Origin of the sequence: Streptomyces sp. NPDC021562, assembly GCF_040640875.1 — a bacterium.
In the GTDB taxonomy this organism is placed as follows: domain Bacteria; phylum Actinomycetota; class Actinomycetes; order Streptomycetales; family Streptomycetaceae; genus Streptomyces.
The window spans coordinates 132,063-158,259 of record NZ_JBFACN010000003.1 but is presented as its reverse complement, the minus strand read 5'-3'; the positions used below and the strand labels follow the sequence as shown (position 1 = coordinate 158,259).

Genomic DNA, 26,197 nt, shown 5'->3' with positions numbered 1-26,197 from the left:
CGCCGCGGCACAGCCGGGGGCGCGGGCGTCCGGCGGCGTTCAGGACGCGCACACGCAGCAGCTCACCGCCGTGCGGAAGCCGCCGGCGCAGCGGGGCGCGCCCGCCGAGGACACGCAGACCCGGCAGCTCGCGGCGATCAGGGTGCCGAAGGCACAGGGCCCCACCCCGCCCGCGGCACCCGCGGCAACCACGGCGTCGGCGACGGAGCCGCCCGCCGCCGAGGCGGAGACGAAGGGGGGCGGGAAGAAGACGAAGCGGACCAAGCGCACCGGATGGCGCCGGATCATCCCCACCTGGCGGATGCTGCTCGGCACGTTCGTGCTCGGGGCGCTCCTGCTGATCGGCCTGTTCTTCCTCGGCTACTCGATGGTGAAGATCCCCGCGGCCAACGCGTTCGCCACCAAGCAGTCCAACGTGTACCTGTACGCCGACGGCTCCCAGCTCGCCCGCGACGGCGAGGTCAACCGGGAGAACGTCACCCTCGCCCAGGTCTCCAAGGACGCCCAGCACGCCGTGCTCGCCGCCGAGGACCGCGACTTCTACACCGAGTCCGCCGTCGACCCCAAGGCGATGCTGCGCGCCGCCTGGAACACCGCGACCGGCAAGGGCACCCAGTCCGGCTCGACGATCACCCAGCAGTACGTGAAGAACTACTACCTCGCGCAGGAGCAGACCGTCACCCGCAAGGTGAAGGAGGTCTTCGTCGCGATCAAGCTGGACCGCAGCGAGTCCAAGGACCAGATCCTGGAGGGCTACCTCAACACCAGCTACTTCGGCCGCAACGCCTACGGCATCCAGGCCGCCGCCCAGGCCTACTACGGCAAGGACGCCGCCGACCTCGACCCGGCCCGCGCCGCCTACCTCGCCGCGCTCGTCAACGCACCCAGCGAGTACGACGTCGTCGCCCACCCCGAGAACAAGGCCGCGGCCATCGCCCGCTGGAACTACGTCCTGGACGGCATGGTCAAGAAGGGCTGGCTCAGCGAGACGAAGCGGGCCGCCATGAAGTTCCCGATGCCCAAGGAGCAGACCGTCTCCACCGGCATGTCCGGGCAGCGCGGCTACGTCGTCAACGCCGTCAACGACTACCTGATCAAGAACAAGATCATCGACTCGGACTCCCTGGAGGCCGGCGGCTACCGCATCACCACCACCCTGGAGAAGGACAAGCAGAACGCCTTCGTCAAGGCGGTGAACGACAAGCTGATCTCCCAGCTGGACAAGAAGAACAACAAGGTCGACACCTACGTCCGCGCGGGCGGCGCCTCCGTCGACCCGAAGACCGGCAACGTCGTCGCCATGTACGGCGGCATCGACTACGTGAAGCAGTACACCAACGGCGCCACCCGCGGTGACTTCCAGGTCGGCTCCACCTTCAAGCCGTTCGTGTTCGCCTCCGCCGTCGACAACGGCTCCACCACCCAGTCCGGGCAGACCATCACCCCGAACACCTACTACGACGGCACCAACAAGCGCACCGTCCAGGGCTGGTCCGGCGGCGCCTACGCACCGGAGAACGAGGACGAGAAGTCGTACGGACAGATCACCGTCCGCAAGGCCACCGACCTGTCCGTGAACTCCGTGTACGCGCAGATGGCCGTCGACGTCGGCCCGTCCAAGGTCAAGCAGACCGCCGTCGACCTGGGCATCCCCGCCGACACCAAGGACCTCCAGCCGTACCCGTCCATCGCGCTCGGCACCGCCACGGCCAGCGTCCTGGACATGGCGGAGGCCTACGCCACGCTCGCCAACCACGGCAAGCACGGCACGTACACGATGGTCGCGAAGGTCACCAAGGACGGCACGCAGACCATCCAGCTGCCCAAGTCCAAGACCGTCCAGGCGGTCAGCCGCCAGGCGGCCGACACCACCACGTCCGTCCTGCAGAGCGTCGTCGACAACGGCACCGCCACCGCCGCCCAGGCCGCGGGCCGGCCCGCCGCGGGCAAGACCGGCACCGCGGAGGAGGACACCGCCGCCTGGTTCGCGGGCTACACCCCCGACCTCGCGACCGTCGTCTCCGTGATGGGCCAGGACCCGGTCACGGCCGCCCACAAGCCGCTCTACGGCGCGCTGGGCCTCGCCCGGATCAACGGCGGCGGCGTCCCCACCGAGATCTGGTCGCAGTACACCAAGAACGCCCTGAAGGGCACCGCGCCCTTCGCCTTCGACCTCGACCTCCAGGCGGGCGCCGAGACCCAGGCCCCCGCCACCCGCGGCCCGGCCACCCCGGGCACCGGCAGCCCGGCCACCCCGGGCACCGGTGGCCAGAACACCGGCGGCACCACCGGCGGGGACCAGAACACCGGGGGCACCACCGGCGGCCAGAACACCGGCGGCACCACCGACGGCGGCGCGACGGGCGGCTCCCCCACCTCCGGCACGACCGACGGCGGTACGACCACCGCCGGCACCAGCACCGGTACGACGACGGCCGGCACCGACTCCGGGACCTCCGCCGGAACCACCACCGACGGCACCAGCGCGGGCGGCACAGCCGGATCCGGGAACGCCGGGACGTCGGCGGGGAACACGGCCGGCGACAACGGCGGCGCCCTAGGATTCGGGTAGCCGCCCGCCGGACCGGTCAGTGACCGCTGGTCGCCTTGAGCCCCACCACGGCGACCAGCAGCAGACACACGAAGAAGATCCGGGCGGCGGTGGCCGGCTCCCCGAGCACCACCATCCCGAACACCGCCGCCCCCGCCGCCCCGATCCCCACCCACACGCCGTACGCGGTACCGATGGGCAGGGACCGGGCGGCGTACGACAGCAGCAGCATGCTGGCGACGATCCCGGCGCCGGTGAACAGGCTGGGCACGAGGCGGGTGAAACCGTGGGTGTACGGGGGTTTGGGGGTGTCCCCCAATAAGCGCAGCATTCCGACGGACCAGCCGACCTCCAGCAGACCGGCGACGACGCGCAGAGCCGCGCGTCTCGTCGGGCCTGCGCCCTCGAAGGTAGCAAAGGAACGACAAAGAGGCCTGGTGACCGCGGTCACCAGGCCTCTTCGGGCTCTGCATCAGAGATACAGGCCGGTCGAGTCCTCCGAGCCCTCGAACCGGTCGGCGGCCACGGCGTGCAGATCGCGCTCCCGCATCAGCACGTAGGGCACCCCCCGCACCTCGACCTCGGCACGGTCCTCCGGGTCGTACAGCACCCGGTCGCCCGGCTCCACCGTCCGCACGTTCTGACCGACCGCGACCACCTCGGCCCAGGCCAGCCGGCGCCCGACCGCCGCCGTGGCGGGGATCAGGATGCCCCCGCCGGAGCGGCGCTCGCCCTCCCCGGTGTCCTGCTTGACCAGGACCCGGTCGTGCAGCATCCGGATGGGCAGCTTGTCGTGCTGGCTGCTCTGCTCGTCTCTCTTGGCGCTCACGCCTGTGAACCTACCTGCCTCTGGTCAGCTCTTACGCCGCCGGGTGCCGCTGAGGACCAGCAGCCCGACCACGCCCACGGCGACGAGGGCGACCGGCACGACCCGCTCCAGGCGCGGCGCGCCCTCCTCGTCCACGAACTGGGCCTTCACATCGCTCACGACCCGGTTGACCTGCACATAGGCCCTCCCGAGGGTGTGATCGACGTTGGCCGCGACCTTGGCCTTCGCGTCGCCGACGATGGTCTTCGGGTGCACCCGCACCCCGATCTCGTCCAGCGTCTCGGCCAGCACCTCGCGGCGGCGCTTGATGTCCGCCTCGATCTGCGCCGGGGTTCTGGTGTCCGACGTCTCCGCCACCGTAGGCCCTCCGAACTCTGCGGTACTGCATGTTCTGGACAGTCTGTCAGTTCTCGCCCCGGCCGCCATGTCAGGACCCCCCGTTACGCTAGAGCGATGAGCGAGCGACTCCAGCCCGGGGACGTGGCCCCCGACTTCACCCTCCCCGACGCCGACGGCCACGAGGTGTCCCTCTCGGCCCACAAGGGCCGCAAGGTCATCGTCTACTTCTACCCCGCGGCCCTCACCCCAGGCTGCACCAAGCAGGCCTGCGACTTCACGGACAATCTCTCCCTCCTCGCCGACGCCGGCTACGACGTCCTCGGCATCTCCCCCGACGCCCCGGAGAAGCTCGGCAAGTTCCGCGAGAAGGAGAACCTCAAGGTCACCCTCCTCGCCGACCCCGACAAGAAGGTCCTGGACGCGTACGGCGCCTTCGGCGAGAAGAAGAACTACGGCAAGACGTACATGGGCGTCATCCGCTCCACGATCATCGTGGACGAGCAGGGCAAGGTCGAAAAGGCCCTCTACAACGTCCGCGCCACCGGCCACGTAGCCAAGATCATCAAGGATCTGGGCATCTGAGTCCCGCCTGACCCACCGCCGCCGACGGCTCGCACCGGGACACTCCCGGCGCGGGCCGTTTTCCATGCCGTGCGTGACTGTCCGATAACCGGTTCGTTACTCCGTACGGGCTGCGAACACGCGGCCGGGACGGAGGGGACTCAATGGGAGCGAGTGCGTACACCAGGGAGCGACTGGAGGAGGCGGCTCGGGGGGCGCGGACACTGTCGGAGGCGTTGGGGAGGCTGGGGGTGGATCCGGGGAGTTCGACGCGGCGGTACGTGTACGAGCGGATGAAGAAGCTGGGGGTGGACGTGTCGCACTTCGAGCGGGAGGGGGTGAAGTGGACGCGGGAGGTGCTTGAGCCGGTGGTCGCGGAGTCCACGAGCGTCAACGACGTGGTGCGCCGACTTGGGCTCGACAACGTAGGCGGCCATCAGGCCAACATCGGCCGCCGAATCAAGGCGTACGGAATCGACACCTCTCACTTCAATCCAGTTGCCCGGACAGAGCGCATGAAAGACAACCGGCGACGCCGCACAGCCGGGGAGATCCTCATCAAGGACGCATCACCGCATACTCCGAGAGTTCCGAGCTATCGCCTGAAGCGTGCAATGAGAGAGGTGGGCGTCGAAGAGAGCTGTGCCCTCTGCGGAATCGAAGCGGTCTGGCTCGGGGAGCCTCTGCCGCTGGAGGTCGACCACGTCGACGGCGACTGGCGCAACAATCGCATCGAGAACCTGCGACTGCTGTGCCCCAACTGCCACTCCACTACGGACAGCTACCGAGGACGCGGCAAGGGCCGGTTCGCGGGCGGCGCTTCATGAGCAGCGGCATGCAGTACTGCCGGGAGCAACTGGCGGAAGCCGCTCAGCAGTGCTCCGACATCGACGAAGTCATCGCGTTCTTCGGCACCAAGCCGTACGGCAATCTCCGCCGATACCTCATGAAGCGCTTCGCCGACTTCGGCATCGACGTATCCCATTTCCGCCCCTGCGGCAGGCTTCGCCGACCTAGTCCCGATGAAGTGCGCGCAGCTGTTGCCGAGTCGTCATCCATCGCGGAGGTACTACGCCGTTTGGGACGGCCGGACAACGGCACACAGCGGGCGAACGCACGGGAGTGGATCGCCGACGAACATCTGGCGACCACGCACTTCACGGGACAGGCGCATCAGCGGGGTAAGCGCGGAACGAACGCCAAGGCACCGGACGACATCCTGGTCCGGCATACCGGTCAGCACCGAATCGAGACCAAGCGCCTACGCCGCGCACTTCACGAGGTCGGCGTGCCCGAGCAGTGCGCCAGATGCGGAGTGGGCCCCGTATGGCTCGACAAACCCATGACCCTTGAGGTCGATCACATCAACGGGGACTGGGGGGACAACCGGCGGGAGAACCTGCGGTTGCTGTGCCCGAACTGCCACGCGATCACCAGCACATGGTGTCGGGGAGGACGACGAGCTCCTCGTATCGCCCAGTAGAGTAGGCGAGGCTGAGGGCCCGTACCCCAGCTGGCTAGAGGGCGCCGGTTTAGGTCCGGTGTGTCGTGGGTTCGAGTCCCACCGGGCCCACAGAACGACACGGCCTCGCACCTCAGATTCAAAGGTGCGGGGCCTTTTCGTCCGCTCAGCCCAGCAGTTCCCGCACCACCGGTACCAGTGCCCGGAACGCCTTGCCGCGGTGGCTGATCGCGTTTTTCTCTTCGGGGCTCAGTTCGGCGCAGGTTCGGGTCTCGCCCTCCGGCTGGAGGATCGGGTCGTAGCCGAAGCCGTTCGTGCCGGTGGGGGTGTGGCGGAGGGTGCCGCGGAGTTGGCCCTCGACCACGCGTTCCGTGCCGTCCGGGAGGGCCAGGGCCGCCGCGCAGGCGAAGTGGGCGCCCCGGTGTTCGTCGGCGATGTCGGAGAGCTGGGCCAGGAGCAGGTCGAGGTTGGCCTTGTCGTCGCCGTGGCGGCCGGCCCAGCGGGCGGAGAAGATGCCGGGCGCGCCGTGCAGGACGTCGACGCAGAGGCCGGAGTCGTCGGCGACGGCGGGGAGGCCGGTGGCCTGGGCGAGGGCGTGGGCCTTGAGGAGGGCGTTCTCGGCGAAGGTGACGCCCGTCTCCCGGACGTCGGGGATGTCGGGGTAGGCGTCGGCGCCCACCAGTTCGTGGGGCAGTCCCGCCTCGGCGAGGATCGAGTGCAGCTCGGTGATCTTTCCGGCGTTGCGGGTGGCGAGGATCAGGCGGGAAGTGGTGGTCATGGGTGGCAGTATCGCAAGGGCCCCGGTGGCCGGTTACGGCGTGCAGACCTTCGTGAGTTCGCCGGCGGCGTCGGTGACCGGGGTGACGTCGGGGGTGGGGTCGCCGTTCCTGATCGCCGTGCGGACGTGGTCCACGGCCTGCTGGAGGTCGTCGACGGCCTTGTTGACGTCGGTGTCGTCCGTCCTGTCGCCGATCTTCTTCAGGTTCCGCTGGATGGCGTCGAGGGAGGCGTCGGTGCGGGTGGGGTCGTCCGCGGCGTTCTCGACGGCCTGCTGGAGGCCGGTGACGCCGTCGGCGATGGAGTCGGCGGTCCGGACGCAGTCCAGGGCCGTGTCGACGGTGCCGCAGCCGGTGAGCAGGGCGACGGCGAGTGCGGTGGTCGCGGCGGCGGCGAGTGCGGTGGTGCGACGGCCTCGGCGTCGGCTGGCGGCCATGAAAGTGTTTCCCTCCCCGTTGACGGCTGGCCGGGCGCACGGTTGTTCGGACCGTGCGCCCGTAGTCATAGGGACGCGGGGTCGGCCGCCCTGGTTGCCACCGCGTTTGGGGTTCCCTTTACTGTCCGCTCACTGGTCCGCGGTGGATTCGAGGGCGGCCCGCTGGATGGCGGCGAGGTCGGTGCAGCCGGCGACGGCGAGGTCGAGCAGGGCGTTGAGTTCGTCGCGGGCGAAGGGCTCGGCCTCGGCGGTGCCCTGGACCTCGACGAAGCGGCCGTCGCCGGTGCAGACGACGTTCATGTCGGTCTCGGCCCTGACGTCCTCCTCGTAGCAGAGGTCGAGGAGCGGGACCGAGCCGACGATGCCGACGGAGACCGCGGAGACCGTGCCGGTGAGGGGCTGCCGGCCGGCCTTGACGAGCTTGCGTCCCTTCGCCCAGGTGACGGCGTCGGCCAGGGCCACGTACGCGCCGGTGATGGCGGCGGTGCGGGTGCCGCCGTCGGCCTGGAGGACGTCGCAGTCGAGGACGACGGTGTTCTCGCCGAGGGCCTTGTAGTCGATGACGGCGCGCAGGGAGCGGCCGATGAGGCGGGAGATCTCGTGGGTGCGGCCGCCGATCCTGCCCTTGACGGACTCGCGGTCGCCGCGGGTGTTGGTGGCGCGGGGCAGCATGGAGTACTCCGCGGTGACCCAGCCCTCGCCGCTGCCCTTGCGCCAGCGGGGGACGCCTTCGGTGACGGAGGCGGTGCAGAAGACCTTGGTGTCGCCGAAGGAGACGAGGACGGAGCCTTCGGCGTGCTTGCTCCAGCCGCGTTCGATGGTGACGGGGCGGAGCTGTTCGGGGGTGCGGCCGTCGATGCGTGACATGGCGACGAGCCTATCCATAGCGGCCGAAGGGGCTCCTCCCAGGCGGGAGGAGCCCCTTCGGGGTGGATCAGGGTGTCACATCATGTCCTCGATCTCGGCGGCGATCGGGTCGGCGTCGGTGCCGATGACGACCTGGATGGCGGTGCCCATCTTGACGACGCCGTGGGCGCCGGCGGCCTTCAGGGCGGCCTCGTCGACCTTGGAGGCGTCGTGCACCTCGGTGCGCAGCCGGGTGATGCAGCCCTCGATCTCGTCGATGTTGTCGATTCCGCCGAGACCGGCGACGATCTTCTCAGCCTTGCTGGCCATGTTGTTTCTCCCTGATCCGAACCGCTTTGTCGCAGTAACCCACAGTTGGCCCATCTTTGCGAGCGGTCGTGCCGTGGGTGCCGAATGATGGCGAGCACCGCGGCGGAACCGTCTGCCGACTGGTCTACACCAGCGGGCGGGCGGTCGCCAAACCCCTGCGGTGGAGCCGATGGGTCCGGAGGACGCGCCATGAGTGCCGAGAGCGCCGACAGCACGGCCGGTCCCGCGCGGGAGCGGTGGCACGTGCTGTTCCAGGGGTTGCAGAAGATGGGGCGGAGCCTGCAGTTGCCGATCGCGGTGCTGCCGGCGGCGGGCATCCTGAACCGCTTGGGGCAGCCCGACGTCTTCGGGGACCAGGGGCTTGGCTGGACGAGCGTGTCCAAGGTGATGCAGGGGGCGGGCGGGGCGCTGCTCGACGGGTCGGTCGGGCTGCCGCTGCTGTTCTGTGTCGGGGTCGCGATCGGGATGGCGAAGAAGGCGGACGGTTCGACGGCGCTGGCGGCGGTGGCGGGGTTCCTCGTCTACTACGGGGTGCTGCACCAGTTCCCGCAGTCCTGTCCGGGTGGGTCGAGCACGCTGCCGGGGATCGGGTGCCAGGTGAGCGACGGGACGGTGTCGACGTTCACGTTCCAGAACCCGGGGGTCTTCGGCGGGATCGCGCTGGGGCTGCTGACCGCCTTCTTCTGGGCCCGGTACCACCGGACGAGACTGGTGGACTGGCTGGGGTTCTTCAACGGGCGGCGGCTGGTTCCGATCATCATGTCGTTCGTGGCCATGGGGTTCGCCGCGCTGTGCCTGTGGGTCTGGCCGCCGGTCGGGAGCGGTCTGGAGAGCTTCAGCCGCTGGCTGCACGGGGTGGGGGTGTGGGGCGCGGGGGTGTTCGGGCTCGCGAACCGGGCGCTGCTGGTGGTGGGGCTGCACCAGTTCCTGAACGTGCCGCTGTGGTTCCAGTTCGGCAGTTACACCACGCCGGACGGGCGGACGGTGCACGGGGACATCAACATGTTCCTGGCGGGTGATCCGCAGGCGGGTCAGTTCACGTCGGGGTTCTTCCCGATCATGATGTTCGCGCTGCCGGCGGCCGCGCTCGCCATCACGCACTGCGCGAAGCCGCACCGGCGCAAGGAGATCGGCGGTCTGATGCTGTCGGTGGCGCTGACGTCGTTCGTCACCGGCATCACCGAGCCGCTCGAGTACTCGTTCATGTTCGTCGCGCCCCTGCTGTACGTGGCGCACGCGGTGCTGACCGGGGTGTCGATGGCGGTGACGTGGGGGCTGGGGGTGCACGACGGCTTCGGTTTCTCGGCGGGGCTGATCGACTACGTCATCAACTGGCGGCTGGCGACGAAGCCGTGGCTGATCGTGCCGATCGGGCTGTGCTTCGCGGCGGTCTACTACGTGCTCTTCCGGTTCGCGATCACACGGTTCGACCTGAGGACGCCGGGCCGGGAGCCGGAGGACGAGGTGGAGGACGTCACGAAGGCCTGAGGGGATTGACGGGTTCCTTATAACGGCCCCATCGTGTACAACAGGTCTACACCACTGAGTGGTGTAGACCATCACCGATGGAGGAAGTCTATGAGCACCGCCACCGCGCCCACGGCGGCCCCCGCGAAGAAGCGGGGATCCGGGCTGTTCCAAGGCCTGCAGAAGGTCGGCCGCAGCCTCCAGCTGCCGATCGCCGTGCTCCCGGCGGCCGGTCTGCTGCTCCGCTTCGGACAGCAGGACATCCACGACAAGCTGCACCTGCCGGACAAGGTCACGGCGGTGTTCGCCACGGCGGGTGGCGCGATCTTCGACAACCTCCCGATGCTGTTCTGCATCGGTGTCGCGATCGGTTTCGCGAAGAAGTCGGACGGCTCGACCGCGCTGGCGGCCCTGGTCGGCTTCCTGGTCTACAGCAACGTCCTGAAGGCGTTCCCGGTCACCGAGGCGAAGGTCCAGGCGGGCGCGGACATAGCCGCCACCTACAACAACCCCGGTGTGCTGGGCGGCCTGGTGATGGGCCTGCTGGGCGCGGTGGTCTGGCAGCGGTTCCACCGCACCAAGCTGGTGGACTGGCTCGGCTTCTTCAACGGCCGCCGGCTGGTCCCGATCATCATGGCCTTCGTCGGCACCCTCATGGGCGTCTTCTTCGGCCTGATCTGGGAGCCGATCGGCAACGGCATCTCCGACTTCGGCAAGTGGATCACCGGCCTCGGCGCCGTCGGTGCCGGTCTGTTCGGCCTGATCAACCGCGCGCTGATTCCGGTCGGCATGCACCAGTTCGTGAACACCGTCTCCTGGTTCCAGATCGGCGACTTCAAGAACTCCGCCGGTGTGGTCGTCCACGGCGACCTGACCCGCTTCTTCGCCGGTGACCCGACGGCCGGTCAGTTCATGTCCGGCTTCTTCCCCATCATGATGTTCGGCCTGCCGGCCGCCGCCCTGGCCATCGCGCACACCGCCCGCCCGGAGCGCCGCGCCGCCGTCATGGGCATGATGCTGTCGATGGCGCTGACCTCCTTCGTGACCGGTGTGACCGAGCCGATCGAGTTCACCTTCATGTTCATCGCGCCGCTGCTGTACGTGATCCACGCGGTGCTGACCGCCCTGTCCATGGCGATCACCTGGGCGCTCGGGGTGCACGCGGGCTTCACCTTCTCGGCCGGTGTCATCGACTACGCGCTCAACTGGAACCTCGCGACCAAGCCCTGGCTGATCATCCCGATCGGCCTGGTCTTCGGAGCGGTCTACTACTTCGTCTTCCGGTTCGCGATCGTCCGGTTCAACCTTCCCACCCCGGGCCGCGAGCCCGAGGAGGAGGTCGAGGACCTCACGAAGGCGTGAGTCCGGCGGCACCCGTCCGGCAGTACCCATGACGAAGGCCCCCGCCGCGGCGGGGGCCTTCTCGTGCACGGCCCTGAACGCCGTACGCGCGTCAGATCTCGTACGTCGCTCTCGGCGCCGCGAGTTCCACCGGGCCGTCGAAGACCTCGCGGGCGTCGGCGAGGTTGACGGCGGGGTCGGTCCACGGCGGGATGTGGGTGAGGACCAGCTTGCGGGCACCGGCACGGGCGGCGGTCTCGCCGGCCTCGCGGCCGTTGAGGTGCAGGTCCGGGATGTCCTCCTTGCCGTGCGTGAACGCGGCCTCGCACAGGAACAGGTCGGTGTCCCGGGCCAGCTCCTCCAGCGTCTCGGTGACGCCGGTGTCGCCCGAGTAGGTCAGGGACTTCCCGGCGTGCTCGACGCGGATGCCGTACGCCTCCACGGGGTGCCTGACCCGCTCGGTGTGGACGGTGAAGGGGCCGATGTCGAACGTGGACGGCTTGACCGTGTGGAAGTCGAAGACCTCGCTCATCGAGGAGGCGGTGGGGGTGTCGGCGTAGGCCGTGGTGAGCCGGTGTTCGGTGCCCTCGGGGCCGTAGACCGGGATCGGGGGGCACGGGCCGCCGTCGTGGCGGTAGTAGCGGGCCACGAAGTAGGCGCACATGTCGATGCAGTGGTCGGCGTGCAGATGGCTCAGGAAGATCGCGTCGAGGTCGTAGAGACCGCAGTGGCGCTGCAGCTCGCCCAGGGCGCCGTTGCCCATGTCGAGGAGCAGCCGGAAGCCGTCGGCCTCTACGAGGTAGCTCGAGCAGGCCGATTCCGCGGACGGGAACGACCCCGAGCAGCCGACGACGGTGAGCTTCATGAAGCAGAAACCTCCGTTGGCGGGACGCCCGGACGGACCGGGAACTGGAGTCGGGAAAGTGGGGTGGGCGGGGGTCGTGCGGTTTGTCGAGCGTAAGGCGCAAAAGGGCCGGTCGCTCCTCCGCCAGGGGCCGTTGTGTGCGAACTCACCTGTGCTGTCACCGGTTCGGCTGGACCGAGGGCGCATCAGGATTGCGTAAGGGCGCGCGTCGATTATCTCGCGCCGGTAACGTCGTCGTATGGACACGTCATGGTGGCTCGCGCTCGCGGCGGTGGTCCTGCTCGCGCTGGTCGCCACCCTCGTCGACGGCTGGGGCAGGGGGCACCGTCAGCGCGGGCACCGCACGCGCCCCCCGGGGCATCCGCGGGGCACCCGGGACAGGGCCGGACGGCCCCATCCGGGCGACATCTGGTGGGCCAACGTGCCCTACGAGGACGCTGCCGGCGCCAAGGACCGGCCGTGCCTGGTGCTGGCGGTGCACGGCAACCGGGCCACCGTCGCCAAGATCACCAGCAAGTACCACGACGAGCGCGCCGGGGTGATCCCGTTGCCGCCGGGCTCGGTCGGGGACGCCCAGGGCCGGCCGAGCTTCCTGGAGACGGACGAGCTGCGCGAGCTCGCGGTGTGGGACTTCCGGCGCCGGGTGGGCGTGGTGGACCCGGTGCTCTGGGACCAGGTGCGGCACCTGGCCGGGTGAGCCTCACCTCACCCGGACGGTGACGCGCCACCCCTGGACGGCCTTGCAGGAGACCCGGCCGGGAGCGGTGGGCTGCGCGCACAGCGGGCGGCTGGAGGTGAGCGTGACCGTGCCCGCGGCGACGGCCTGGTAGGCGGCTCCGGCGTCACCGCCGCGGAGCATGATCCCGTAGTTCACCGGCTTGAGGGCACCGGTGTCGCCGCCGACGGCGATCTTCGTCCAGGGGCGCTGCGCGGTGCCGGTCAGGGTGATCCGGAGGGTGCCGTCCTTGGCCAGGCAGTAGGTGCGGCCGCTGTCGGCGGCGGTGAGCTCGGCGGTCAGGGGCGTGCAGCCGCCGGACGAGCCGCCGGCTCCCGCGCCGGAACTCGGGGTCGTGCTCGGGGTCGCGGTCGGGCTCGGGGTGGTGCCGGCGGTGGGGGTCGCGCTGGGGCGCGCGGTCGGCGCGGGAGACACCGCGCCGCCGCCCTGGTCGCCGCCCCCGCTCCCGGAGCCGCAGCCCGCCAGCAGGAGCAGGGTCGCCGCGGCGAGCGACGCGCGGTGGAACGTCGTACGGCGCATGGGGTGTCCGCCTTTCCGTCGGGGAACGGACCCTTGGTGCCGATGTGACGTATCCCCCGGTCATACGGATCCCGCACCCGGACGGCTTCCGGGGGCGGGATCCGGTCGGTGCGCGGCGCTGGTCAGCCGGTCGTCACGGCGGTGTCGTCGACGACGAAGCTGGTCTGGAGCGAGGAGTCCTCGACACCGCTGAACTTCAGGGTGACGGTCGAGCCCGCGTAGGACCCGAGGCTGAAGGACTTCTGCACGTACCCGGAGGCCGCGTTCAGGTTGGAGTACGTGGCCAGGGTGGTCGAGCCGGCGCTGACCGTCAGCTTGTCGTACTGGGTGCTGGTGGTGGTCTCGGCGGTGTCGACGTGCAGGTAGAAGGTGAACGTGGTGTGGGTGCAGGCGGCGGGGATCGTCACCGACTGGGAGAGCGTGTCGGTGTGCGAGGAGCCGTAGCCGTCGAGCCAGGCCTTGTACGAGCCCGAGTGGGCCGCCTCACCGCTGTCGTTGGTGATGACCCCGCTGGAGGCGGTCCAGGTGGTGTTGCCCGACTCGAAGCCGGCGTTGCCCAGCAGCTGGGACGAGGTGCAGGTGCCGCCGCCGCTGGTGCTGACGGTCCAGGTGAAGGAGGCCGAACCGGAGGCTCCGGTGGAGTCGGTCGCGGTGACGGTGGTGCTGTAGGTGCCCGCGGTGGACGCCGTGCCGGAGATCAGGCCGGTGGAGCTGGAGATGGACAGGCCGGTCGGCAGGCCGGTGGCGCTGTAGGTGAGGGTGGCGCTCGCGCTGTCGGTGGCGGAGATCTGCAGGCTCACCGCGGAGCCGGTGGCGGTGGACTGGTTGCCCGGGTTGGTGACGGTCACCGTGTTGCCGCCGCTGCCGGCGGTGAAGGCGGCCGTGCCGTTCGGGGTGCCCCAGCCGGTCGGGCCGTCGTAGCCGGTCCCGGCGGTGCAGAAGTACGCCGGGGAGCAGGAGCCGTTGTTGCCGCTGGTCACGTCGTACAGGTTGCCCGTGTGGCTGTACGGGTACTTCGCCGGGTAGTCCCCGGAGCCCGGGGTGCCCGCGAGGGCGTAGACGCCCGCGATGATCGGCGAGGAGGCGCTGGTGCCGCCGTAGACGGCCCAGCCGGAGCCGCCGTAGGTGTCGTAGACCGCCACGCCGGTGGCCGGGTCGGCGACCGCGGAGACGTCGGCTTCCATGCGCTTGGAGCAGCCGGTGTCGGTCTGCCAGCTCGGCTTCGCGTCGTAGGCGGAGCAGCCGGAGCCGGTGCCCTCGGTGGAGCTGGTCTTCCAGACCGACTCGGTCCAGCCGCGGGAGTTGGACGAGGTGGACAGGGCGGTGCCGCCGACGGCGGTCACGTACTGGGAGGTCGCCGGGTACTCGGCGCCGTAGGCGGAGTCGCCCGCGGAGACGGTGATGGCGACGCCGGGGTGCTTGAAGTACGAGGTGTCCTCGCCGGTCTGCGCGGAGGACTCGGAGCCGCCCCAGCTGTTGGAGACGAACTTGGCGCCGAGCGCGACGGCCTCGTTCTCGGCGGCGCCGAGGTCGGCGTCGGTGGCGGAGTTCGCCTCGACGAGGTCGATGTTGCAGTTCGGGCAGACCGCGCTGACCATGTCGATGTCGAGCGCTTCCTCACCGGCCCAGCCGGAGTCGTTCGTCGGCAGCGAGGTCGTCGAACCGGTCTGACTGACCTGCTTGAAGCAGCCGTTGGCGACCGTGCACGCCGAAAGGCCGTACGTCGAGCGGTAAGTGGCGAGGTCCGAGGCCGCGTTGGGGTCGTTGTAGGCGTCGACCACGGCGACGGTCAGGCCGGAACCGCCCGTGGAGGGCAGGTTGTAGGCGCTGTGCAGGTTGGTCGGGCTCAGGCCGGAGGGAGCGGCGGCGAGCGCGGCGGCCAGCCGCTGCTTGATGTCGGTGCGGCGCTGCGCGAAGCAGTTGACCTCACCGGGCTTGGTGACGGTGGCGCACAGGTGCTCGGTGGGCACCTTCTGGCCGGCCTTGCCGGTGCTGTGCACGGCCTGCCGGGCGGGGTCGGTGAGGGCCTTGGCGTTCTGGGCGACCCGGGGGCTCTGGGAGGTGCCCGAGGTCGGGGCGGTCGCCTGTGCCTGCGCGGCGGGGGCCGCGACGAAACCGGAGACGGCCAGGGCGAGGGCGGGGAAGGCGAAGGCGATGAGTCTTCGCACGCTCCGTCGTGATTCACGCATGGGGTACTGCCTCCATCGGTGGGGTTACAAGGCAGGCCCGTGACGCGCGTAGCGGCGGCAGAGTGCGCGCAGTCATGAGCATGACACTTCGAACACCCTGGGATGCCGATGAGCGTGGCATGACAGGACGGGGCAGAACCTAACGGGCTTCCCCCGCGGACGGTTCCTCCGCGCGAAGATCTTTACTGCGGCGTAGGGGGCGTTGGCCCCCTCATGGGAGGGGGTTGACGCGTCCATGATGAGCACTAGGCCCAGAGCTGACCCTGGAGGGTCTCGATGGCTTCCTCGGTCGTGGCGGCGGTGTAGACGCCGGTCGACAGGTACTTCCAGCCGCCGTCGGCGACGACGAACACGATGTCCGCGCTCTCCCCGGCCTGGACGGCCTTCTTCCCGACGCCGATCGCGGCGTGCAGCGCGGCGCCGGTGGAGATGCCCGCGAAGATGCCCTCCTGCTGGAGCAGGTCCCGGGTCCGGGTCACGGCGTCCGCCGAGCCGACCGAGTAGCGGGTGGTGAGCACGGAGGCGTCGTACAGCTCGGGTACGAAGCCCTCGTCGAGGTTCCGCAGTCCGTACACGAGGTCGTCGTACCGCGGCTCCGCGGCGACGATCCGCACGTCCGGCTTGTGCTCGCGCAGGTAGCGGCCGACGCCCATCAGCGTGCCCGTCGTGCCGAGCCCGGCCACGAAGTGCGTGACGGAGGGCAGGTCGGCGAGGATCTCGGGGCCGGTCGTCGCGTAGTGCGCGCCCGCGTTGTCCGGGTTGCCGTACTGGTAGAGCATCACCCAGTCCGGGTGCTCGGCGGACAGCTCCTTGGCCACCCGCACGGCGGTGTTCGAGCCGCCGGCCGCCGGACTGGAGATGATCTCCGCACCCCACATCCCCAGCAGGTCACGGCGCTCCTGCGAGGTGTTCTCGGGCATCACGCAGACCATCCGGTAGCCCTTGAGCTTGGCGGCCATGGCGAGGGAGATGCCGGTGTTGCCGGAGGTCGGCTCCAGGATGGTGCAGCCCGGGGTGAGCCGGCCGTCCTTCTCGGCCTGCTCGATCATGTGCAGGGCCGGGCGGTCCTTGACCGAGCCGGTCGGGTTGCGGTCCTCCAGCTTGGCCCAGATCCGGACCTCGGGGGACGGCGAGAGCCGCGGCAGGCGCACCAGAGGGGTGTTGCCGACCGCGGCCAACGGGGAGTCGTAGCGCATGCCGATCTCAGGCCATGCCGCCGGCGACGGCCGGCAGGATCGTCACGGTGTCGCCGTCGGAGAGCTTGGTGTTGATGCCGTCGACGAAACGGACGTCCTCGTCGTTCAGGTACACGTTCACGAAGCGGCGCAGCTTGCCGTCGTCCACGATGCGGGCGTGGATTCCGGTGTGGCGGGTCTCGAGGTCGTTGAAGAGGTCGGCGAGGGTCTCACCGCTGCCCTCCACCGCCTTCTGGCCGTCGGTGTACTGGCGGAGGATGGTCGGGATGCGGACCTCGATGGCCATGGTCGCGGGCTCCTGTCGGAAAGTCTGGGTGGGTGGGCACGCAGCGGGGCGCCGCGGCTCACGGCCGTACGGCGGCAGGGAAACGTCAACAGATGGCGCTGTTCAGCCTGCACAGGTCGACGTGCAGCCGCGCCACGAGCATGCTGCCCGGCGCCTTCTCGCTCACGTCGTAGGAAACCATGGGGTCATCGTATCGATTCCCGGCACCGGCCCCGGAGTGTGATCCCATATTCCGGACACATTTCGGCCGAAGAGTGAGATGACCTGCTTGGGGGCGCTCGCGGCGCCTCAGTACGCCTCGACGATCGTGACCTCCTCCTCCGTCACCTCGCCGTCCACGATGCGGTACGAGCGGAACTGGAAGTCGCCGAGGCCGTCGGTGTCGGCGGTGGAGACGAGGACGTAGTGGGCGCCGGGCTCGTTCGCGTAGGAGATGTCCGTCCGGGACGGGTACGCCTCGGTCGCCGTGTGGGAGTGGTAGATCACCACCGGCTCCTCGTCGCGGTCGTCCATCTCGCGGTACAGCTTCAGCAGGTCCCCGGAGTCGAACTCGTAGAACGTGGGCGACATCGCCGCGTTCAGCATCGGGAGGAAGCGCTCGGGGCGGTCCGAACCCGCCGGTCCCGCGACGACGCCGCACGCCTCGTCGGGGTGGTCCTTGCGCGCGTGGGCGACGATCTGGTCGACGAGGGCCTGGGTGATGGTCAGCATGGTCGCCAGGATAAGCAGAAGGGCCGCCCCGTACCGATGGGTGGTACGGGGCGGCCCGGATGCCGGACATCCTGAGCGGCTGCCACGGGGAGCGCCACGAGTGCTCCCCGGGGCGGACGTCCGGAGGAGGCGGTCAGCTCACCTTCGCCGGTGACGACTGCTCGCGCCGCTCGGTGACCTCGGGGTTGCGGTTCTTCAGGACGAGCCAGCCGACGCCGAGCGCGGCGGCCCAGCCGGCCATCACGTACAGGCAGATCCGGGAGTCCGCGTCGTAGGCGATCAGACAGGTCACGAAGAGCAGGAAGGCGATGGCGATCCAGCTGCACACGGCGCCGCCCGGCGCCGGGAAGGAGGACGCCGGCAGGCGGCCCGCGTCGACCGCGCGGCGGTAGAGCACGTGGCTGATCAGGATCATCAGCCAGGTCCAGATGCCGGCCGCGGTGGCCACGGAGGTGACGTAGCCGAAGGCCTTCTCCGGGACGACGTAGTTGAGGACCACGCCGATGCCCATGAAGAGGACCGAGACGGTGACGCCGAACGCCGGGGTCTTGGAGGCGGAGAGCTTCTTGAAGACGGCGGGGGCCTCACCGCTGTCGGCCAGGTTCCGCAGCATGCGGCCGGTGGAGTACATGCCGGAGTTGCAGGAGGACAGCGCGGCGGTCAGGACGACGAAGTTGACGATGCCGGCGCCGGCCGGGATGCCGATCTTCGCGAAGGCGGCGACGAACGGGGAGACGCCCGGGGCGAACTCGGTCCACTTCACGACGCAGAGGATCACCGTGAGGGCGCCGACGTAGAAGAGGGCGATGCGCCAGGGCAGGGTGTTGATCGCCTTGGGGAGGGTCTTCTCGGGGTTCTCCGACTCACCGGCGGTGACGCCGACCAGCTCGACCGCGAGGTAGGCGAACATGACGCCCTGGAGGGTCATCAGGGAGGAGCCGACGCCCTTGGGGAAGAAGCCGTCGAACTGGTAGAGGTTCGCGACCGAGGCGGTGTCGCCCGCGGAGCTGAAGCCGAAGGTGAGGACGCCGAGGCCGATCACGATCATGCCGATCAGGGCGGTCACCTTGACCATGGAGAACCAGAACTCCAGCTCCCCGAACACCTTCACGGAGATCAGGTTCACCCCGAAGAGGACCACCAGGAACACCAGGGCCGTCACCCACTGGGGGATGGCCGGGAACCAGTAGTGGACGTAGATCGCGGCGGCCGTCAGTTCGGCCATGCCGGTGACGACCCACATCAGCCAGTACGTCCAGCCGGTGAAGTAGCCGAAGAACGGGCCGAGGAACTCCCGCGAGTACTCGGCGAAGGAGCCGGAGACCGGGCGGTAGAGCAGCAGTTCGCCGAGCGCCCGCATGATGAAGAAGATGATGCCGCCGGCGAGGGCGTACATGAGGATCAGGCTGGGCCCGGCCTTGGCGATGTTCGCGCCGGCACCCAGGAAGAGCCCGACGCCGATGGCGCCGCCGATCGCGATCATCTGGACCTGGCGGCTGCCGAGCCCGCGCTCGTACCCCTCCTCGGGGGCTTCGCCGGCCCCGGAGGCGCCGGAGCCCTTCTGCGACGTGTCGACCTGAGCGGAGGTCATGTGTGGTGTGCGCCTTTCTCCATGCCGAACCGGGCCTCTGGTCGGCCTCGGACCGGTTTCGATCCCCCCGGATTGATGGAGCGGTGCCTGACCGGCGGTTGCCGGTTCGGTGGCGCACCCGGACGACACATGGGTGGTGTTCGCCGGGCGGTCGTGAAGATTTATCACGGCCGCAACATTGATCACCGGGTTCAGCCGAAAGGGAGTGTGGCGCACACCACTGGAAGAAGCGGACAAAGTGCGGCCGAAAAGGTCATACCAGGCCGCAACGGTGACGGGATCGTTATCCGGATTTGAGCGTCCTCTGAGCGAACACGGAACCCGGATCTTCTACGACATTGGGGACGACGCTTACGGCATCAGGGTGGCGACCAGGGTCTCCTGGAGGCCGCCGAGCCACAGGTACGCCATCACCATCGGCTTGCGCGGGTCCTCGTCGGGGAGCCGGTAGAGCAGGTCGGTGTCGTCCTCGTCGGTGATGTCCAGCCGGGAGCCGATCGCGAGGCGCAGGTCGTTGAGGGCGCCGAGCCACTCCCGGGACTCCCCCGGGGCCAGCTCCAGGACCGCGCCGCCCTGCTCCGCGGGGGCGAGCGCGTCCAGGGAGCGGATCACCGCGAGGGCGCTCTCCCGCTTGCGCGCACGCAGGTCGTTCTCGGTGTAGCGGCGGAACTCGGCGGAGTGGGCCTGCTGCTCCGCGGCCTCCTCGGGGGACTCCGGGAGCCGCTCCGGGTCGCCGTAGGCGTCGGGGAAGAGCCGGCGCAGCACCGGGTCGGCGGGGGCCTCACTGGGCCCCTCGGCGAACAGTTCGGCGAGCGGGTCGTCGGGGGCGTCCTCGGCCGGTCCCGGGCCGATGAGCTCCAGGAGCTGGACGGCCAGCGACCGGATGATGGAGATCTCGACGTCGTCGAGGGCGACGGCCGCGCCGCCGCCGGGGAGCGGTTCGAAGGTTCCTGGCATGGAGAAGGTTCGCTGCTTCCGGTCCTGGTCGAGGAGTCCGGCCGCGCCCTTCGGGACTGCTCTCCGGGGCGCCGGCCGCTGGCTGCTTTCCGGCGCTACTTCCGGTCCTGCTGGAGGGTGGCCCACAGGCCGTAGCCGTGCATCGCCTGCACGTCGCGTTCCATCTCCTCACGGGTGCCGCTGGAGACGACCGCGCGGCCCTTGTGGTGGACGTCCAGCATGAGCTTGGTGGCCTTGTCCTTGGGATAGCCGAAGTACGTCTGGAAGACGTACGTCACATAGCTCATGAGGTTGACGGGGTCGTTGTGCACGAGCGTGATCCACGGGACGTCGGGCTCGGGTACGGCGAAGGTCTCCTCCGCCGACTCGGTGCGTTCGATCTCTACGGGAGCAGGTGACGTCACATGGCCCATGCTGCCACGCCGGAGAAAAATCGTCACACTGACGAAATGGGGGTACAGTCTCCGTCATGAACATTGCGGACCTGGGGCTGCCGGTGGATGTTCCGTCGACGGCGCTCTTCACCGACCAGTACGAGCTGACGATGTTGCAGGCCGCCCTCAAGGCGGGGACGGCCGAACGGCACAGCGTCTTCGAGGTCTTCACCCGGAGGCTGCCGGAAGGGCGCCGCTACGGCGTGCTGGCGGGCACCGGACGGGTCCTGGACGCGGTCGAGAACTTCCGGTTCGACGCGGACGTGCTCCGCTTCCTGGAGGAGCGCGGCATCGTCGACGGCCCGACCCTCCAGTGGCTCGCCGGCTACCGCTTCAGCGGTGACATCTGGGGCTACCCCGAGGGCGAGGTCTACTTCCCGGGCTCGCCGATCATGCGGGTGGAGGGGTCCTTCGGGGAGTGCGTGCTCCTGGAGACCGTGATCCTCTCCATCCTCAACCACGACTCGGCGATCGCGGCCGCCGCCTCCCGCATGTCCTCGGCCGCCGGGGACCGCCCGCTGATCGAGATGGGGGCCCGCCGCACCCACGAACTGGCCGCCGTCGCCGCCTCCCGCGCGGCCTACGTCGGCGGTTTCGCGACCACCTCCGACCTGGCGGCCGGCTTCCGCTACGGCATCCCCACCGTCGGCACCTCCGCGCACGCCTTCACCCTCCTGCACGACCACGAGCGGGACGCCTTCAGGGCCCAGGTCGACTCGCTCGGCCGGGGCACCACCCTGCTGGTCGACACCTACGACGTCGCCGAGGCGGTCCGGGCGGCCGTGGAGGTCGCCGGGCCCGAGCTGGGCGCCGTGCGCATCGACTCCGGCGACCTGCTGCTGGTCGCCCACCGGGTGCGCCAGCAGCTGGACGAGCTGGGCGCGGTCGACACGAAGATCGTCGTGACCTCCGACCTGGACGAGTACGCCATCGCCTCGCTGGCCGCCGCGCCGGTGGACGCCTACGGCGTGGGCACCCAGCTGGTGACCGGCTCCGGGCACCCCACCTGCTCCATGGTCTACAAGCTGGTCGCCCGCGCCGAGTCCGCCGATCCGAAGGCGCGGCTGGTGCCGGTGGCGAAGAAGTCGTCGGGCGGCAAGACCTCCGTGGGCGGGCGCAAGTGGGCGGCGCGGCGGCTGGACGCCGACGGGGTGGCGGAGGCCGAGGTCGTGGGCACCGGGGAGGTCCCGGCGGACCTGGCCGAGCGACAGCTCCTGGTCGAGCTGGTGAAGTCCGGCGACGTGGTGGCACGCGAGCCCCTGGACGCGCCCCGCGCACGCCATGCGGCGGCCAGGGCCAATCTGCCCCTCTCCGCGACCCAGCTCTCCCGGGGGGAACCGGTCATTCCGACGGAGTACGTCCAGGGGCGCTCGGGTAGCTAGGGCGAGTGCCCGCGTACGCGCCCTGCAAAGCCCTCTCCCCTACGCCCCCGTAACTCTCTACGCTCGGAGGTTCAGGCCGGACCCGCACGCCTTCATTCTGCGTCTCCCCCCTCGACACCAGCCGATACCGAATCCGAAGGGCACCCACCATGCGCCGCGCCTTGATCGTCGTCGATGTGCAGAACGACTTCTGCGAGGGGGGCAGTCTCGCCGTGGCCGGGGGTGCCGACGTGGCCGCCGCGATCACGGAGCTGATCGGTCAGGCGCCGGCCGGGTACCGCCACGTGGTGGCGACCCGCGACCACCACATCGCGCCGGGCGGCCACTTCGCCGACAACCCGGACTACGTCCGCAGCTGGCCCGCGCACTGCGTCGCCGGCACCGAGGGGGTGGGCTTCCACCCGAACTTCGCCCCCGCGGTCGCCTCCGGCGCGGTGGACGCGGTGTTCAGCAAGGGCGAGTACGCGGCGGCGTACAGCGGGTTCGAGGGGGTCGACGAGAACGGGGTCGGCCTCGCGGAGTGGTTGCGTGCCCGCAAGATCGACGAGGTGGACGTGGTGGGCATAGCGACGGACCACTGCGTGCGGGCCACCGCCCTGGACGCCGCGAAGGAGGGCTTCCGCACCCAGGTGCTGCTGGACCTCACGGCGGGGGTGGCCGAGGCGACCACCCAGCGGGCCCTGGAGGAGCTCCGCCAGGCGGGCGTGGAGCTGACCGGCAAGCCGGTGGTGTGAGCTCCGCCGGGTTTGGCGGAGCTCGGCGGCCGGTGGGTATGTGCGGGCCGGTGGGGGCTGGTCGCGCAGTTCCTCCCCCAGCCTTCGGCCGGGGGTGCCCCCAGCGCCCCTTGGGCGCTGCCACTGCCCGGCGTCGAAATCAGGCTGCTGCTGATCTTTGGAGCAGGGATCTGATCGGTCTCCAGAGTTCCAGGGGGGTGACACCGTTGTCAGGGGTCGTTCGCCATATGAGGCCGTCCGGGTGGTGGAGGACGGCCGTGATCTCGTCCGGGGTCGGCGGGGCGGCGTTGCCCCGCAGGTAGACCGCCCGCATGCCGAGGTTGCGGAGCCTGGTCAGGGCTCGGGCGCGGTTCTGGGCGTGGACCAGGACGCGGACGGCGGACGAGCCGTCCGCGGTGGTCGGACTGGGCAGGTTCAGCGCCACCACCACCGTGCCGTTCGGCAGCTTGCAGAACCCTCCTGCGGTCATGCGGTCACACCCCCGTGTGCGTCGGTGTCAATAAGAAAGTCACAGGACGCACCTAAACACGATCGGCGGCGACCCGCCAAGGGGTTGCCGCCGATACGCGCCTGACCTGCGGAAACAGAAACTACTTCACCGCGGGACCGACCTGGAGGGAGATCGTGGAGCCGTCTCGCGCCTCCTTGACGATCTTGATCTTGGTGTTGGTGTCAGTGATCTTGACACCGGCGGTCGGGTTCGACGGGTCGTAGTAGGTGCTGGCGTGGTCGTCGAAGACCGGCACCCCGCGCGACCCCTTGATCTTCGTCGCGACGTCCGCCTTGTGCAGCGTGATGCCGTCGGTCGCGTAGAGGCTGAACGGCGAGTCGTAGGCCTGGACGCGGTTGCGCATCAGCGTGCCGTCGGACCACTTCAGCGGCGCCGGGTGGGAGTCGACCGGGAGGATCAGACCGGTGCCCGGGTGACCGCCGTCGCCCGTGTGCGTGTTGTTGTCCGCCTCGGAGGTGTCCCACTTCCAGATCAACAGGCCGTTCTGGTACGGGTAGTGCTCCACCCAGTCCGGACGGGTCGTCGAGAAGCCGAAGTTGTACGGGCCGACCTTGAGGGTCTTGTCGTACGACACGTACTGGCGGTTCTCCGCGATGTAGTACTGCGCGTAGTCCTTGGTGAAGGACGCGCCGATCCGGGAGAAGCCGGCCGCGGTCCAAGCGGCGTCCGCCGACTCGGCGTTGTCGGAGAAGACGGCCGCACCGTCCGCCGTCACCGTGATCTCGTCGGCCGCGAAGCCCTTCAGGGCCACCCCGCCGTCGGTCTGGTAGCGGAAGCGGAGCTGGATCTTCTGGCCCGCGTAGGCGTCCAGCGGGTACGACAGCTTGGCGTACGCGTCGATGGAGCCGGTGAGCGCCGGCTTGTCGCTGCCGTCGCGCGGGATGGCGGCACCGTTCACCGTGCCGTCCAGGGCGGTCCAGTTGGCGCCGCCGTCGGTGGACACCTCGGCGTAGAGGTAGTCGTAGTTCGCCTCGATGTCGTACCAGCCGTCCAGCGAGAGCGTCGCGGACGACTTGCCGGTGAGGTCGACGTCACGGGTCAGCGTGTTCTTCAGGTCGTTGCCGCTGCCGCTCCACCACTGGGACGAGCCCTGGGCGGGGGTGACGACCGTGGTCGTGACCGCCTTGTCGGGCAGCGAGACCACCAGGGCCTGCTTGTTCTTCGTGTTGTACTCGGCGACGCCCAGCTTGTGGCTGGAGCGGGTGCCGGCCTTGGCCGTGTCGTAGTTCAGCCAGCCCAGCTGCAGCTTGTCCCAGGCGTTCATGTCGCCCGGCAGGTCGCCGATGGCCTCCTTGCCGGTGCCCAGCCAGGAGCCGGAGGACATCAGCGTCCAGAAACCGGTGGAGTTCTCGCCGCCGTCGGTGTCGTACTCGTCCGGCAGGCCGAGGTCGTGGCCGTACTCGTGGGCGTAGACGCCGAGGCCGCCGTTCTCCGGCTGCATCGTGTAGTCGCCGACCCAGACTCCGGTGTTGCCGACCTGGGTGCCGCCGAGCTTGTTGTCCGCCGGGCCGGTGGCGCCGGCGTCGGTGCCGAAGGCGTACCAGCGGTGCGCCCAGATCGCGTCGGTGCCCTGGGCGCCGCCGCCCGCGGACTCGTCCTCACCGGCGTGCACGATCTGGAAGTGGTCGACGTAGCCGTCCGGCTCGTTGAAGTTGCCGTCGCCGTCGTAGTCGTAGCGGTCCCACTGGTCGTACTGGGCGAGGTCCGCCTTGATCGCGGCGTCGGACTTGCCGGCCGCCTTCTGGTCGGCGACCCAGGCGTTCAGGCCGTCGCGCACCAGGTTCCAGACGCTGGAGCAGGTGGTGGAGCCGCAGGCGTTGTTGCCGTAACGGGCCTCGTTGTAGGGGACCTTGACCCAGTCGGTGACCTCACCGTCGACCGAGTAGCGGCCCGAGGACTGCTTCTCGTAGTACTTCTTCAGCGACTCGGTGTTCTTGCCGGTGCCGAAGTAGAGGTCCTGGAAGTGCTGCTGGTTGTAGTCCGCCTGCCACGCGGTGGAGTTGTCCTTGGTGCGGTCGGGCTGGGCTATCTGGTTGTGCAGCGGGCCGGCCGTGCCGTTGTACCGGGGGTCGGTCTGGTCCCCGAACTCGACCAGGATGGTGAAGATCTTGTCGGTCTTCTCCCGGCCGAGCTCGACGTACTTGCTGCCGCCCTTCTTGCCCTTCAACTGGACGACCTTGGAGCCGTCCCGGTCCTTGACCTGGGCCTTACCGGATATGACCTGGTCGAGGGCCTCCTGGCGCTGGGCCTCCTGGGTCTTGCTCAGCGGGCCGTCCAGGTCGTGCTCGTCCTGCTTCGCCGACGGGTCGTGCCGGTCGACGGTGGCGCTCTTCGCCGGGGTCGCGGCCTGCGCGACCGCGAAGGTGGCGAAACCTGCGGAGGCGGTCGCGAGCGTCACGCCGACGGCGAGTGCTCTGAACGTCCAGGGTCTGCTGGTCACTTGAGTTCCTCCCCCGCGCCGCGCGCACGGAAGGGGGACCGGGTGATGGTTGGGGCCCGTGCGCGCACGATCAACGCGTCGTTTCAAGTGACGTCATTTGACTACTGGTTTACGAGAAAAGACAGACCTTGACTCGGACACTGCAACTCCAGTATGCGGAGCTGAAGTTCGCTTTACGGACACTCCGGCCCGGAGTCGGACATGGATAACCGGCGCGCATATGCGTCCAGTGGGCGAGACCCATGCGACCATGCGCCCCCCGTGCACCGGTACCGTGGGTTAGGTCACGCTTACCGGTCGTTCCACTCGGGCACACACGCGAATAGAGTCGAATGGTGGAACGCCCGGAAGCCGGTGGAATGCCAGGCCTGCTCCCCGTCTCACCTCCACATCTCCCGAGGACACGATTGCCATGCCTCGTCCGACCCCGGCACAGCTCGTCTACGGTTCGTGCACCGTGATCTGCTCGACGCTCGCCATGCTGCTGCTGTCACAGACGAGTTCGGGCATCGCGATCGCGGTCATCGCGCTCGCCGCGCTCGGTCTGGGACTGCTGGTGGCCATGACGGTCCCGCTCCCCCGGCCGCGCACGGTCGCCCGGTCCGAGCCCGCCCCTTCCGCACCGCCCGGCGCCCGGGTCCCCGTGCACCGGGAGACCGTGGCCGCCGCCACGGCCGAGCCCGTCCGGGAGCGCACCGCCCCCTGAC

29 protein-coding genes and 1 tRNA gene are annotated in these 26,197 nt (G+C 69.6%); 11 read left to right on the top strand and 19 right to left on the bottom strand.

Translation table 11 applies throughout. The annotated features are described in order from the left end of the window. Positions 1–136 precede the first annotated feature (136 nt). On the top strand, positions 137–2,572 hold the full coding sequence (locus tag AB0G52_RS05420) for a transglycosylase domain-containing protein (protein WP_361334437.1): 2,436 nt from the start codon (positions 137–139) through the stop codon (positions 2,570–2,572). A gap of 16 nt (positions 2,573–2,588) precedes the next feature. Here the strand turns inward: AB0G52_RS05420 and AB0G52_RS05415 are convergent, their stop codons facing one another. The 3 genes from AB0G52_RS05415 to AB0G52_RS05405 all read right to left on the bottom strand — a co-directional run bounded on the left by AB0G52_RS05415 (position 2,589) and on the right by AB0G52_RS05405 (position 3,737). Then, positions 2,589–2,927 (bottom strand): SMR family transporter, encoded by a 339-nt coding sequence (locus AB0G52_RS05415; protein ID WP_361334434.1) that lies wholly within the window; start codon positions 2,925–2,927, stop codon positions 2,589–2,591. 96 nt (positions 2,928–3,023) lie between these two features. Further along, entirely contained in the window at positions 3,024–3,380 is a 357-nt protein-coding gene (locus AB0G52_RS05410) for a co-chaperone GroES (protein WP_132890579.1), read from the bottom strand. Positions 3,381–3,404: 24 nt separating this feature from the next. Then, a complete protein-coding gene (locus tag AB0G52_RS05405) occupies positions 3,405–3,737 on the bottom strand; it encodes a DUF3618 domain-containing protein (RefSeq protein ID WP_132890578.1) in 333 nt (110 codons plus the stop codon). Between the two features lie 96 nt (positions 3,738–3,833). Between AB0G52_RS05405 and bcp the strand changes: the two genes are divergently transcribed. From bcp to AB0G52_RS05385, 4 genes are all read left to right on the top strand, one after another. After that, positions 3,834–4,301, top strand: coding sequence for a thioredoxin-dependent thiol peroxidase (bcp, locus tag AB0G52_RS05400; protein ID WP_132890577.1), 468 nt, complete (start codon positions 3,834–3,836; stop codon positions 4,299–4,301). Positions 4,302–4,444: 143 nt separating this feature from the next. Continuing rightward, positions 4,445–5,107, top strand: a complete 663-nt coding sequence (locus tag AB0G52_RS05395; RefSeq protein WP_361333933.1) for an HNH endonuclease signature motif containing protein — start codon at positions 4,445–4,447, stop codon at positions 5,105–5,107. Further along, entirely contained in the window at positions 5,104–5,763 is a 660-nt protein-coding gene (locus AB0G52_RS05390; protein ID WP_361333930.1) for an HNH endonuclease, read from the top strand. Before AB0G52_RS05395 ends, AB0G52_RS05390 begins: the two co-directional genes overlap by 4 nt. 15 nt (positions 5,764–5,778) lie before the next feature. Then, a tRNA-Leu gene (locus AB0G52_RS05385) sits at positions 5,779–5,853 on the top strand. A 55-nt stretch (positions 5,854–5,908) separates the two neighbouring features. On the opposite strand, the gene rdgB is transcribed toward AB0G52_RS05385, so the two are convergent. From rdgB to AB0G52_RS05365, 4 genes are all read right to left on the bottom strand, one after another. After that, positions 5,909–6,520: an RdgB/HAM1 family non-canonical purine NTP pyrophosphatase gene (gene rdgB / locus AB0G52_RS05380; RefSeq protein WP_132890574.1), complete on the bottom strand. Its 612-nt coding sequence runs from the start codon at positions 6,518–6,520 to the stop codon at positions 5,909–5,911. A 33-nt stretch (positions 6,521–6,553) separates the two neighbouring features. Continuing rightward, complete coding sequence (locus AB0G52_RS05375; RefSeq protein WP_361333928.1) at positions 6,554–6,955, bottom strand: hypothetical protein; 402 nt, start codon at positions 6,953–6,955, stop codon at positions 6,554–6,556. A 129-nt stretch (positions 6,956–7,084) separates the two neighbouring features. Next, positions 7,085–7,822, bottom strand: a complete 738-nt coding sequence (rph, locus tag AB0G52_RS05370) for a ribonuclease PH (protein ID WP_361333925.1) — start codon at positions 7,820–7,822, stop codon at positions 7,085–7,087. Between the two features lie 75 nt (positions 7,823–7,897). Further along, entirely contained in the window at positions 7,898–8,131 is a 234-nt protein-coding gene (locus AB0G52_RS05365) for a PTS glucose/sucrose transporter subunit IIB (protein WP_071383815.1), read from the bottom strand. A gap of 189 nt (positions 8,132–8,320) precedes the next feature. Between AB0G52_RS05365 and AB0G52_RS05360 the strand changes: the two genes are divergently transcribed. After that, positions 8,321–9,619 carry a PTS transporter subunit EIIC gene (locus tag AB0G52_RS05360; RefSeq protein ID WP_361333922.1) on the top strand — a complete coding sequence of 433 codons (1,299 nt, stop codon included), beginning with the start codon at positions 8,321–8,323 and terminating at the stop codon, positions 9,617–9,619. A 90-nt stretch (positions 9,620–9,709) separates the two neighbouring features. Then, positions 9,710–10,960: a PTS transporter subunit EIIC gene (locus AB0G52_RS05355; protein ID WP_132890570.1), complete on the top strand. Its 1,251-nt coding sequence runs from the start codon at positions 9,710–9,712 to the stop codon at positions 10,958–10,960. A gap of 91 nt (positions 10,961–11,051) precedes the next feature. On the opposite strand, the gene AB0G52_RS05350 is transcribed toward AB0G52_RS05355, so the two are convergent. Further along, positions 11,052–11,804: an MBL fold metallo-hydrolase gene (locus tag AB0G52_RS05350; RefSeq protein ID WP_132890569.1), complete on the bottom strand. Its 753-nt coding sequence runs from the start codon at positions 11,802–11,804 to the stop codon at positions 11,052–11,054. Between the two features lie 238 nt (positions 11,805–12,042). Between AB0G52_RS05350 and AB0G52_RS05345 the strand changes: the two genes are divergently transcribed. Continuing rightward, a complete protein-coding gene (locus AB0G52_RS05345; RefSeq protein WP_361333914.1) occupies positions 12,043–12,501 on the top strand; it encodes a type II toxin-antitoxin system PemK/MazF family toxin in 459 nt (152 codons plus the stop codon). Between the two features lie 3 nt (positions 12,502–12,504). Here AB0G52_RS05345 and AB0G52_RS05340 read toward each other — a convergent pair whose 3' ends face one another. The 9 genes from AB0G52_RS05340 to clpS form a co-directional block, all read right to left on the bottom strand. After that, complete coding sequence (locus AB0G52_RS05340) at positions 12,505–13,059, bottom strand: hypothetical protein (RefSeq protein WP_361333911.1); 555 nt, start codon at positions 13,057–13,059, stop codon at positions 12,505–12,507. A 122-nt stretch (positions 13,060–13,181) separates the two neighbouring features. After that, on the bottom strand, positions 13,182–15,248 hold the full coding sequence (locus AB0G52_RS05335) for a putative Ig domain-containing protein (protein WP_361333908.1): 2,067 nt from the start codon (positions 15,246–15,248) through the stop codon (positions 13,182–13,184). A gap of 245 nt (positions 15,249–15,493) precedes the next feature. Next, entirely contained in the window at positions 15,494–16,444 is a 951-nt protein-coding gene (locus AB0G52_RS05330) for a cysteine synthase (protein WP_132890565.1), read from the bottom strand. A 7-nt stretch (positions 16,445–16,451) separates the two neighbouring features. Beyond that, the gene (locus AB0G52_RS05325) at positions 16,452–16,730 is read right to left on the bottom strand and encodes a MoaD/ThiS family protein (protein WP_132890564.1); all 279 of its coding nucleotides are present in this window, start codon (positions 16,728–16,730) and stop codon (positions 16,452–16,454) included. Positions 16,731–16,815: 85 nt separating this feature from the next. Continuing rightward, complete coding sequence (locus AB0G52_RS05320) at positions 16,816–16,911, bottom strand: putative leader peptide (protein ID WP_360513238.1); 96 nt, start codon at positions 16,909–16,911, stop codon at positions 16,816–16,818. A 107-nt stretch (positions 16,912–17,018) separates the two neighbouring features. Further along, positions 17,019–17,441: a M67 family metallopeptidase gene (locus AB0G52_RS05315; protein ID WP_132890562.1), complete on the bottom strand. Its 423-nt coding sequence runs from the start codon at positions 17,439–17,441 to the stop codon at positions 17,019–17,021. 133 nt (positions 17,442–17,574) lie between these two features. Further along, positions 17,575–19,032, bottom strand: a complete 1,458-nt coding sequence (locus AB0G52_RS05310) for an amino acid permease (RefSeq protein ID WP_361333904.1) — start codon at positions 19,030–19,032, stop codon at positions 17,575–17,577. Between the two features lie 351 nt (positions 19,033–19,383). After that, positions 19,384–19,989: a DUF2017 domain-containing protein gene (locus AB0G52_RS05305; protein WP_132890560.1), complete on the bottom strand. Its 606-nt coding sequence runs from the start codon at positions 19,987–19,989 to the stop codon at positions 19,384–19,386. A 95-nt stretch (positions 19,990–20,084) separates the two neighbouring features. Beyond that, on the bottom strand, positions 20,085–20,402 hold the full coding sequence (clpS, locus tag AB0G52_RS05300) for an ATP-dependent Clp protease adapter ClpS (protein ID WP_351501662.1): 318 nt from the start codon (positions 20,400–20,402) through the stop codon (positions 20,085–20,087). A gap of 56 nt (positions 20,403–20,458) precedes the next feature. Between clpS and AB0G52_RS05295 the strand changes: the two genes are divergently transcribed. Together AB0G52_RS05295 and AB0G52_RS05290 are read left to right on the top strand one after the other, a co-directional pair. After that, complete coding sequence (locus AB0G52_RS05295; protein ID WP_361333899.1) at positions 20,459–21,805, top strand: nicotinate phosphoribosyltransferase; 1,347 nt, start codon at positions 20,459–20,461, stop codon at positions 21,803–21,805. A gap of 149 nt (positions 21,806–21,954) precedes the next feature. Then, positions 21,955–22,539 (top strand): isochorismatase family protein, encoded by a 585-nt coding sequence (locus tag AB0G52_RS05290; RefSeq protein ID WP_132890557.1) that lies wholly within the window; start codon positions 21,955–21,957, stop codon positions 22,537–22,539. Positions 22,540–22,678: 139 nt separating this feature from the next. Here the strand turns inward: AB0G52_RS05290 and AB0G52_RS05285 are convergent, their stop codons facing one another. Both AB0G52_RS05285 and AB0G52_RS05280 read right to left on the bottom strand, forming a co-directional pair. Further along, complete coding sequence (locus tag AB0G52_RS05285) at positions 22,679–23,008, bottom strand: hypothetical protein (RefSeq protein ID WP_361333895.1); 330 nt, start codon at positions 23,006–23,008, stop codon at positions 22,679–22,681. 121 nt (positions 23,009–23,129) lie between these two features. After that, on the bottom strand, positions 23,130–25,490 hold the full coding sequence (locus AB0G52_RS05280) for an immune inhibitor A domain-containing protein (RefSeq protein WP_132890555.1): 2,361 nt from the start codon (positions 25,488–25,490) through the stop codon (positions 23,130–23,132). Positions 25,491–25,902: 412 nt separating this feature from the next. Between AB0G52_RS05280 and AB0G52_RS05275 the strand changes: the two genes are divergently transcribed. After that, the gene (locus AB0G52_RS05275) at positions 25,903–26,196 is read left to right on the top strand and encodes a hypothetical protein (RefSeq protein WP_132890554.1); all 294 of its coding nucleotides are present in this window, start codon (positions 25,903–25,905) and stop codon (positions 26,194–26,196) included. Position 26,197 lies beyond the last annotated feature (1 nt).

Coding starts and splice junctions, on each gene's coding strand:
- bcp (WP_132890577.1), top strand. CDS start 3,834: ATGAGCGAGCGACTCCAGCCCGGGGACGTGGCCCCCGACTTCACCCTC.
- AB0G52_RS05395 (WP_361333933.1), top strand. CDS start 4,445: ATGGGAGCGAGTGCGTACACCAGGGAGCGACTGGAGGAGGCGGCTCGG.
- AB0G52_RS05390 (WP_361333930.1), top strand. CDS start 5,104: ATGAGCAGCGGCATGCAGTACTGCCGGGAGCAACTGGCGGAAGCCGCT.
- rdgB (WP_132890574.1), bottom strand. CDS start 6,520: ATGACCACCACTTCCCGCCTGATCCTCGCCACCCGCAACGCCGGAAAG.
- AB0G52_RS05375 (WP_361333928.1), bottom strand. CDS start 6,955: ATGGCCGCCAGCCGACGCCGAGGCCGTCGCACCACCGCACTCGCCGCC.
- rph (WP_361333925.1), bottom strand. CDS start 7,822: ATGTCACGCATCGACGGCCGCACCCCCGAACAGCTCCGCCCCGTCACC.
- AB0G52_RS05365 (WP_071383815.1), bottom strand. CDS start 8,131: ATGGCCAGCAAGGCTGAGAAGATCGTCGCCGGTCTCGGCGGAATCGAC.
- AB0G52_RS05360 (WP_361333922.1), top strand. CDS start 8,321: ATGAGTGCCGAGAGCGCCGACAGCACGGCCGGTCCCGCGCGGGAGCGG.
- AB0G52_RS05355 (WP_132890570.1), top strand. CDS start 9,710: ATGAGCACCGCCACCGCGCCCACGGCGGCCCCCGCGAAGAAGCGGGGA.
- AB0G52_RS05350 (WP_132890569.1), bottom strand. CDS start 11,804: ATGAAGCTCACCGTCGTCGGCTGCTCGGGGTCGTTCCCGTCCGCGGAA.
- AB0G52_RS05345 (WP_361333914.1), top strand. CDS start 12,043: ATGGACACGTCATGGTGGCTCGCGCTCGCGGCGGTGGTCCTGCTCGCG.
- AB0G52_RS05340 (WP_361333911.1), bottom strand. CDS start 13,059: ATGCGCCGTACGACGTTCCACCGCGCGTCGCTCGCCGCGGCGACCCTG.
- AB0G52_RS05335 (WP_361333908.1), bottom strand. CDS start 15,248: ATGCGTGAATCACGACGGAGCGTGCGAAGACTCATCGCCTTCGCCTTC.
- AB0G52_RS05330 (WP_132890565.1), bottom strand. CDS start 16,444: ATGCGCTACGACTCCCCGTTGGCCGCGGTCGGCAACACCCCTCTGGTG.
- AB0G52_RS05325 (WP_132890564.1), bottom strand. CDS start 16,730: ATGGCCATCGAGGTCCGCATCCCGACCATCCTCCGCCAGTACACCGAC.
- AB0G52_RS05320 (WP_360513238.1), bottom strand. CDS start 16,911: ATGGTTTCCTACGACGTGAGCGAGAAGGCGCCGGGCAGCATGCTCGTG.
- AB0G52_RS05315 (WP_132890562.1), bottom strand. CDS start 17,441: ATGCTGACCATCACCCAGGCCCTCGTCGACCAGATCGTCGCCCACGCG.
- AB0G52_RS05310 (WP_361333904.1), bottom strand. CDS start 19,032: ATGACCTCCGCTCAGGTCGACACGTCGCAGAAGGGCTCCGGCGCCTCC.
- AB0G52_RS05305 (WP_132890560.1), bottom strand. CDS start 19,989: ATGCCAGGAACCTTCGAACCGCTCCCCGGCGGCGGCGCGGCCGTCGCC.
- clpS (WP_351501662.1), bottom strand. CDS start 20,402: ATGGGCCATGTGACGTCACCTGCTCCCGTAGAGATCGAACGCACCGAG.
- AB0G52_RS05295 (WP_361333899.1), top strand. CDS start 20,459: ATGAACATTGCGGACCTGGGGCTGCCGGTGGATGTTCCGTCGACGGCG.
- AB0G52_RS05290 (WP_132890557.1), top strand. CDS start 21,955: ATGCGCCGCGCCTTGATCGTCGTCGATGTGCAGAACGACTTCTGCGAG.
- AB0G52_RS05285 (WP_361333895.1), bottom strand. CDS start 23,008: ATGACCGCAGGAGGGTTCTGCAAGCTGCCGAACGGCACGGTGGTGGTG.
- AB0G52_RS05275 (WP_132890554.1), top strand. CDS start 25,903: ATGCCTCGTCCGACCCCGGCACAGCTCGTCTACGGTTCGTGCACCGTG.